The 8,719-nt window shown below is 54.0% G+C and carries 7 protein-coding genes; all 7 read right to left on the bottom strand.

The features are described from left to right. Positions 1-166 precede the first annotated feature (166 nt). Entirely contained in the window at positions 167-1,147 is a 981-nt protein-coding gene (locus CPT76_RS05150; RefSeq protein ID WP_258168096.1) for a substrate-binding domain-containing protein, read from the bottom strand. Further along, a complete protein-coding gene (locus CPT76_RS05145; RefSeq protein WP_105442381.1) occupies positions 1,144-2,898 on the bottom strand; it encodes a sensor histidine kinase in 1,755 nt (584 codons plus the stop codon). The genes CPT76_RS05150 and CPT76_RS05145 overlap by 4 nt, the downstream gene beginning before the upstream one ends. 44 nt (positions 2,899-2,942) lie before the next feature. Then, positions 2,943-4,610 carry a response regulator gene (locus CPT76_RS05140; RefSeq protein ID WP_105442148.1) on the bottom strand — a complete coding sequence of 556 codons (1,668 nt, stop codon included), beginning with the start codon at positions 4,608-4,610 and terminating at the stop codon, positions 2,943-2,945. Between the two features lie 251 nt (positions 4,611-4,861). After that, on the bottom strand, positions 4,862-5,323 hold the full coding sequence (locus CPT76_RS05135; protein WP_234489346.1) for a GNAT family N-acetyltransferase: 462 nt from the start codon (positions 5,321-5,323) through the stop codon (positions 4,862-4,864). Then, the gene (purT, locus tag CPT76_RS05130) at positions 5,313-6,503 is read right to left on the bottom strand and encodes a formate-dependent phosphoribosylglycinamide formyltransferase (protein ID WP_105442380.1); all 1,191 of its coding nucleotides are present in this window, start codon (positions 6,501-6,503) and stop codon (positions 5,313-5,315) included. Before purT ends, CPT76_RS05135 begins: the two co-directional genes overlap by 11 nt. A gap of 284 nt (positions 6,504-6,787) precedes the next feature. After that, positions 6,788-8,158, bottom strand: coding sequence for an ABC transporter ATP-binding protein (locus tag CPT76_RS05125; RefSeq protein ID WP_105442147.1), 1,371 nt, complete (start codon positions 8,156-8,158; stop codon positions 6,788-6,790). Then, the coding region (locus CPT76_RS05120) for an ABC transporter ATP-binding protein (protein ID WP_146116164.1) at positions 8,155-8,719 on the bottom strand (565 nt) is incomplete at its 5' end. The genes CPT76_RS05125 and CPT76_RS05120, both read right to left, overlap by 4 nt.

Raw genomic sequence — 8,719 nt, 5'->3', positions numbered from 1 at the left:
CTCTCGTATCTCTCTTGGATACGTTTACATTATGCTGTATCCGTGGGCAGATTCGAATATAAAATTCTCATGTGTTCTATGAAAATTCTCATGACGTGGGGGAATGATGTGCTGAACGCAAAAAAAGTGCCGCTTAAGGAGGTGCGGCACTCGGTTCACCAATAGCTCAGCGGACAAACGGAAACAGCTGCTTCTGATTTTCCGGCCAGAGCATATTGTCGAGATCGATGATTTTGGACTTGGTATCGATGCGCTCAGGGACGTCCAGGCCCTCCATTGCTTCAACAGCGTGCTGCACAGCCAAATAACCGTTGTTAAACGGGTTCTGGATGACCGTTGCCTGCACGATCCCCTCCTGCAGCAGCTCCATCACTTTGGCCGGGCTGTCAAACGTGATCAGCTTCACGCGTCCGCCGGCCCCCAGCTTCTGTATCTCCTCTCCTGTGCCGATCGACGCCACTTCGTTAAGCGCCACAATCCCGTTTATATCAGGATGCTCGTTCAGCATTTTGCGGGTAAGCTCACGCGCCAGCTGCTCATTGGACTGGCAGTATTCCACGGCCACGACCTGAACCCCGGGAAACCGGGCGATATAATCCATAAAGCCCTCCTCGCGCTCATCGCCGTTTTTGGAGCCCTGCACAAAATTCATCACGCCGATGCGGCTGTTCGTTCCGGTCAGGGCGACCATCCGCTCCGCCGCCTTCTGGCCCGCTTCGTAGTTATTCGTGCCCACGAACGTTTTGACCCGGGCCGATGCAACCTCGGAATCCATCGAGATGACCGGGATTTTGTAATAGGCCGCGCGGTCGGTCACCTGGGCCAGCTTCATATAGTCGCTCGCAGACAGAATGATGGCATCCGCCTTGTTTTGGATGGACTGATCCATCAGGCGAATTTGCCCGTCGATATCGCTTTCGTTATCAGGCGCCTTAAACGTCAGCTGAACGTTGAATTCTTTGGCCGCCACCTCGGCGCCCATTTTCACCGTGTTCCAGTAGTCGCCGTGGTTCATCTTGACGATCATGTCGATGGTCCGCGGCTTGCCGGAGGCGCGGAGATTCGGAGGCGACGAGGAACAAGAGCCCATGAAGAGTAAGATTGCAAGCAGCAGCGCTACTCGGACGATTCCTTTGCTTAAGCTCATGATATCCCCCTCTCCAGTTCCTCCGCACGGTCCGATACCGCCGGCAGCGTGATCGTAACCCTTGTCCCTTCTTCCAGTTCGCTCGCAAAATGCAGACCGTAAGGCTTGCCGTAGCACAGCCGGATGCGCTCGTTCACGTTCTTCACGCCGACACCCGATCCGCTGCCGCTGCGGTGGTTACCGCCGAGAATCTGATCCATCACTTGCGGGGTCATGCCAAGCCCGTTGTCCTTGACGGTCAAGACGAGCTGCTCTCCCTGAACCGCCGCCGAGATGGAGATCCAGCCTTCGTCCGGCATTTTCTCGATTCCATGATAAATGGCGTTCTCTACGATCGGCTGCAGGATCAGCTTCAGCGTCCTGCAGGAGCGAGCGGCTTCATCGCACTGAATCTCATAATTGAACTTATGCTTGTAGCGGATCTTCTGGATGATCAAATAATGGCGCACATGCTCCAGCTCTTCTTCCACGGTGATGATCGTGTTCCCTTTGCTCAGACTGATCCGGAAAAACTTGGACAGCGAAGTGATCGTCGTCACGACCTCTTCCTTTTTACCTTTTTCCGCCAGTCGGATCACCGAATTCAGCGTATTGTAGAGAAAATGGGGATTGATTTGCGACTGCAGCACATCCAGCTCGCTTTTCCGTTTCGCTTCCTGCTCGTGAATGATCTGGTCCATCAGCTGGCGGATGCGGTGCAGCATAAAATTAAACCGCTTGGACAGCTGCACCACTTCATAAGCGCCGCTGACGTAAATCGGCGTGCTGAAATCCCCCTGTCCGACGCTTTGGACCGACCGCTCCAAGCGGCGGAGCGGCTGGGATATTTTCGCCGAGATGAAGACCGCGAGGAGTACCACAGCCGTAATGACGACCACGAGAAACCAGAAAATAAACTGATTCAGGTCCTGCTTGGTCGTCACAATTTCGTCTGGAAAGGCAACCCCGACGATTTTCCAGCCGATGGGCTGTACCGTCCGGATTGTGATATACCGCGGCACGCCGGTCGATTTATCGATATAGCTGCCATAGGCATAGTCAAATACGGGCTCCAGATTTTCGTACTTCAAACCGGCATAGATCAGCTGCTGCTGCGGATGGTAGACGATGTTCCCAAGCTCGTCGATGATGTAAGCATAACCCTGCTTGCCAAGGCTCACTTTGCGGCTCAGCTCATCAATCGTCCGGAAGTTGACGTCAACGAGCAGAATTCCGCGCTTTACTTTTCCCTGGTCCCGATATTCGATCATGCGGCTTAACGATACGACCCACTTGTACTGGCCCTTGTATAGATTTTGGATGTGCGGCGGGGAAAAAGACAGCTTCTGCGGCACTTCCCGTGCCGATTCGTACCAGCTCTGTTCGGTCAGCTTGGTGTTCCGGCGCATTTCGGCATTCGGAATGTCCAGCACCAGCCGGCCGTCGGGCGTAAACAGCGCCACGGATACAAGGTCTTCCCGGGTATGAAGCAGTGTGGTCAGCTGCTCGCGGAGCACCCCGCTGCTGACGTCAGCCGTTTGATCAATCTGCTGCTCGACTACGGCATAAATGTCCTGCATTCCTTTGACATACAGCTCCAAGTGGTAATTGACCTGCTCGATGATTTGCTGAATATTGAGGTAGGCGTTCTCCTCCGCCGTCTTGGAAAATTTGTTGTACAGCATGATGCTGACCAGGATGACGACGAGCACCGTCATACCGGCAAAGGTCGCGGTGATGATCGTTTGAATGCTCCGCAGCCGGAAGGACATGGGCAGCCGGGGAGCGCGGGGCTTCAGGCGATGATGCGGAATCTTCAAGCCGATTCGCCTCCTCCGTGGCCGCTGCGGTATTCTTTCGGCGTAATGCCGAACTTCTTGCGGAAGCAGAAGCTGAAGTAGTTCGGATCCGCGAACCCAAGCGTTTCGGCGATTTCGAACGCTTTCAGCGACGTCGATCGCAGCATCTCCTTGGCGGCTTCCATGCGTACATGCAGCAAGTAGGCTACGAAGGTCATCTTCATTTCCTTTTTAAAAATGCTGCTGAAATACCCGGTGCTGATGTGCAGATACCGGCATACTTTGTTGATGGAAATGTCGCTTTCCCGGTAATGCTCATGAATATACGCTTTGGCATCCTCTACAAGCTGGTTATATCCGGACTGCCTTCCCTGCGCGATCGTTATCATCAGCCGTGAGGATACCCGGTGTATCCACTCCCGAAGCTCCTGTAAATTGTTGTAATGATACATGTCGGCGAACGGCAGCGATCCCCGGCCAAACACCTCTTCGAGCTCGATGCCGAACTCCTTCGCCACCCGGATGACGGCGGTCAACACGCCGATGATATACACCTGGCAGTCCTGCACGCTGACTTTGGACGACTCCAGGCCGTCAAACATCCGCCTTACCGTCTCCTCCAGCTCTTCCGCCGTGCCTACGCGGATGCTCCGGACGAGCTCCTGCTCCTTCAGGCTGTCGAATACGAGCGGATCCGCCTTCCGCTGTTCCACATCATCGATCCAGATGACCCGGTTGTTGCCGAGAATAGGACGATAGTCCAGCGCCTGCGACGCTTCCGCGTAAGAATCGAACACATCGCCCAACGAGCGGTATACGGAGCCGGCCCCTGCCGTCACCGTCAGCTTCAAATATTTGTTCACGTTCAGACGGATTTCCTCCAGCAGCTCCAGCGTCCGCTGCGCCGCCGCGCTTTCATCCGCTTCCGGCAGCACCGACAGGAGAACGCAGTCGTTATGGTGAATAAACGCCTTGAACCCTTGCCGCAATTGGCAAATCTCTGCCGCCACGTTGTACACGGCAAACAGCAGCAGGTACCGGTCCTCCGAGTATTTTAGCGACATCGCTGATGCCGGATCCTCCGCTTCCTCCCTGACATCCCGCTCTCTCTGCACTGGATCGGGACGAATAATCGAAGCCATAAAGGTTTGTCCGTCTAAGCTGATCCCGTAACTGGCTCCTTTCTCGATGTATTCCTCAGGCGTAAGCCTCCGGGTCACCAGTGAAGACAAAAAAAGCTCCCTGAGTACAGGTATGCTTTTCCGGTAATGCTCCATCAGCAGCTGGACGTTTTCCTTCTCAGCCCGCTCGGCATCCATATGCGTCTTCACCTTCAGCAGCACATCCACGAGCTCCCGGGAAGAAAACGGCTTGAGCACATATTCGTCAATCTGCAGCTTAATCGCTTTTTGGGCATACTCAAACTCATCGTATCCGGTCAAAATAATGATTTTGGTGGACGGGGCATGCTCGCGGATCCACGCGGCCAACTCCAAGCCGTTCATAAAGGGCATTTGGATGTCGGTCACGACGATGTCCGGCATCTCCTTTTCCATCCATTCCAGCGCTTCGCGGCCGTTTTCGGCTGTACCCGTCACCTGAAAGCCGTGAAGCTCCCAGTTGATTTCCTCGACCAGCCCATCCCGGACGTCTTCTTCGTCTTCCACAAGCAGCAGTTTATACATCATTCATCCCTCGGCTGTTCCAAATTTGTACTCACACTTGTCAGAACATGATCAATAGGCTCCTCTGGCCGCAAACTACATTGGTTTTGTCGAAAAATGTAACCGCTTTCGTAATATCACTCACGTATTGTATATCAATTCATATGTATTGTAAATATTGAACATTTTTGTAGAAAACCATGGTGCCCAAGCATATAGGAAATAGAAAAAAGCCCTCCTCTGCAGGGGGGCCGGTATGTTGGAAATCGGTATTATTTCAGCTTTCTGATGAAGCGGTAGCCGACTTTATCAAAACCGATATGTTCATAAAAGGCATGGGCCGGGGCACGTTCCACACGGTTGCCGCTCGTCAAAAACAGAACCTGGCTGCCGTGGGCTCTTCCCCATTCTTCGCTGCTGCGGATCAGGCGTTTGCCGATCCCTTGGCCGCGGTGCTTCTCGGATACGATCAAAGCGGATACCTGAGTCGCCGTCTCGCCTGTGGCATAGGAGTGAACCTGATTCAACGCCACCATGCCGACAACTTCTCCGTCCAGCTCTGCCACCATCGTGCACAGTTTCGGATTGTCTTCCGAGGCTTCCATCCGTTCGCGCATAACGTTGATCGTCGTTGGATAGTTGAGCTCGCGCATTAACGCCGTTACAGACTCCAGATCGCAATTGCAGTTCGATTTGCGGATTTGCAAAGTAGGAGCCGACAAATTACTGTTCATGATCATATTCCTCCACTTTTAAAAGACTGGCGGCTTGCTTAGCCGTGTTCCGTGCTTTCTGAATATCCGGGTCAGTGCTTAACGCTACCGCCATCCTCCGGCCGATCTTCGTTTCAGGCTTGCCGAAAATCCGAACCTGTGTCCGGGGAAGGCTTAGTGCTTCCTCTACACCGCTGACGGCAAAATTCGTACTTGCATTCACCGCTTTCAAAGTTGCCGAAGCTCCCGGTGTCAGCAGTTCAACCGACGTAACCGGAAGTCCGAGAATCGCTCTGACATGCAGGGCGAACTCCGATAAATCCTGCGTCACCATGGTCACCATGCCGGTGTCATGCGGACGCGGGGATACTTCACTGAATATGATGCCTTGCTTTGTAACAAACAGCTCCACTCCGAAAATGCCATATCCCCCGAGCTCGTCTGTAATGGCTTTGGCAATGGACTCTGCCTCCCGCAGCTGCTCTTCACTCATGACATGAGGCTGCCAGGATTCTACATAATCCCCGTCCTTTTGAATATGTCCAATCGGCGGGCAAAAGTTGGTTCCGCTCACAGAGCGGACCGTCAAGAGCGTAATTTCGCTCTCAAACGTAACAAATGCTTCAACGATCACGCGGGTGCTCTTCGCTCGTCCGCCTTCCAGGGCTGCATTCCAGCATTCTTCCGCATCTTCTGGCGTGCGGCAAACGCTCTGCCCTTTACCGGATGAGCTCATGATCGGCTTGACCACGCAGGGCGTGCCAAGCACGGCTACCGCTTCTTGCAGCTCTTCCAGGCTGTCGGCGAATCGATAATCCGCCGTAGGAAGTCCGAGATCTTCCGCAGCCAGGCGGCGAATCCCTTCGCGGTCCATCGTCAGCCGGGCGGCGCGAGCCGTCGGAATGACGCGGTACCCTTCCTCTTCCAGCTCAAGGAGAGCCTGTGTAGCTATAGCTTCAATTTCCGGGACGATGATGTCCGGATGTTCCTGATGAATAATCCGCTTCAGCGATTCGGGATCGAGCATATCAATGACATGGCTTCGATGGGCCACCTGCATCGCAGGGGCGTGTTCATATCGGTCCACGGCAATGGTTTCTACGCCCAAACGCTGAGCCTCGAGAACTACTTCTTTTCCCAATTCACCGCTGCCTAGAAGCAGCAGTTTTGTAGCATGTGCAGAAAAAGGAGCACCCCACACCACTTCCCAATTCCCCCCTACTAATGTATACCACAAATGTATACCTCTCTATCATTTTCGGGGTTCCGAAGGAAGAATGCAAGAGTGCTCCGACATTTTCCTGCAAAATTCACAATCTCTCCTTATTTGAATGGCGATCATTGGAGAAGCTTGCTTGATTTTACAATTTTGGTTGTTTGTTAATTGGCTGTAAACGCACCGTTAACTTCCGGCGACCGGGGGATATGAAAAATATCCAACGATGTACCTACGGAAGACCATCCATCCTTAGCGAATCATCATCCTCAGACAAACCGGAACTGCGCTTCGATCAGACCATGGTACGTTCCCTGCTTCTGCATCAGTTCCTGATGGTTGCCTTCCTCCTTGATCTCGCCGTGATCCAGTACGACGATTTTGTCCGCATGGCGGATCGTCGATAACCGGTGCGCGACGATAAAGGAAGTACGTTCTTTCAGGAGCACCTTCAGCGCTTCCTGAATTTTCAGCTCGGTCTCCGTATCGATGCTGGCCGTCGCCTCATCAAGAATAAGAATGCGCGGATCGGCCAGAAGCGCCCGGGCGAAGGACAGCAGCTGCCGCTGCCCCATGGAGAGCATGTTCCCACGCTCCTCGACCTCCGTATCGTAACCGTTCGGAAGCTTCATAATAAATTCATGAGCGTCGACGGCCTTGGCTACTTCCTCGATCTCCTCGTCGGCCGCATCCAGCCGGCCAAAGCGAATGTTATCGCGGATCGTTCCCGAGAAAATGAACGTGTCCTGCAGCACGATTCCGATTTGGCTGCGGAGCGTATCCAGCTTCACGTCCCGGATGTCCAGACCGTCAATCGTAATTTTGCCCCCTGTTATATCATAGAACCGGCTGAGCAAATTAATGATTGTACTTTTTCCTGAACCGGTATGCCCGACGAGGGCGATCGTTTGACCAGCCTTGACGTTGCGCACTTCCTGCCAGGCGCGGCGGATCTTGACCCGCAGCTTCGTGGAGATGAAAAACATGATCGGGACGGTCAGAACAACCGCAAGCCCGAGCTTCCAGTTGATCAGCATCAAAATGACCACAATCCCGACCAGCTGGACACAGTCGATCATCAGGTTGACGACGCCGTTGGTGAACAGCTCTTGCAGGGAGTTGACGTCGTTGGTGATACGCACGAGCACGGAGCCTGCGGGCCGCTTGTCAAAGAAGTTGAAGGACAGCCTCTGGATGTGCTGGAACAAATGCGAACGCAGGTCGTAGATGACGCGCTGTCCGATAATGTTGGTCAGGCGGATCCGGTACGTACTCGCGATCCACTGAATAATGTAAAGAACAAGTGCCCCTGCCGTAAGCAGGTATAAGAGCGTCAGGTTCGTATTACCGTCTTTCGGCGCGATTGCCTTGTCGATCGCCTGACTGGTCAGGAACGGAACGGTCAGTTTCGTAATCGTCCCGAGGACCATCATCAGCAGGACGAGCGGCAGCATTTGCTTGGCATAAGGTTTCATATAAGCGAACAGCCGGGTCAGCTGGGACCAGTTAAACGGCTTTTCGATGACTTCGTCATCCTGATACACGAAGCGTTCGCCGGTTACACCCGGCGTCTTCCCCTTCGGGTTGTTCTTATTTGCGGCTCCCGGCCGCTGTTTATTCGTTTCCGCTGCGGGATTCATGAGCTCACCTGCTCTCCTGCATTCCCATTCATCCGGGCAATGTGGTCTGCATATTGAATATGGTATACATCCTGGTAAGGGCCAGGCACCGTGATTAAATCTTCATGCTTGCCGCGCTGCACGATTTTGCCCTCGTTCAGCACGAGAATCTCGTCGGCATGCCGCAGGGAAGAGATCCGGTGGGCGATGATGAACGTCGTCCGTCCCTTCATCACTTCCTGGAAGCCCGACTGGATTTCATGCTCGGTTTCCATGTCGACGGCGCTCGTCGCGTCATCGAGGATGAGGATCTTCGGATTCTTCAGCAGCGCGCGCGCAATCGCGATCCGCTGCTTCTGCCCTCCGGAGAGGCCCATGCCCCGTTCGCCGACCACCGTATCGTAACCGTCCGGCATTTCCATAATGAAATCGTGGGCTTTTGCCAGCTTGGCGGCCCGGATGATCTCGTCCATCGTTACGTCCTTCAGGCCGTAGGCGATGTTATTGCGGATGCTGGACGAGAACAGGAACGTCTCCTGGAACACCGACGCGATTTGGCTGCGCAGGCTCCGGACTTGAATG

The organism is Paenibacillus sp. AR247, from assembly GCF_002968895.1.
GTDB lineage: Bacteria > Bacillota > Bacilli > Paenibacillales > Paenibacillaceae > Paenibacillus_AQ > Paenibacillus_AQ favisporus.
This window is presented reverse-complemented; position numbering and strand designations above follow the sequence as displayed.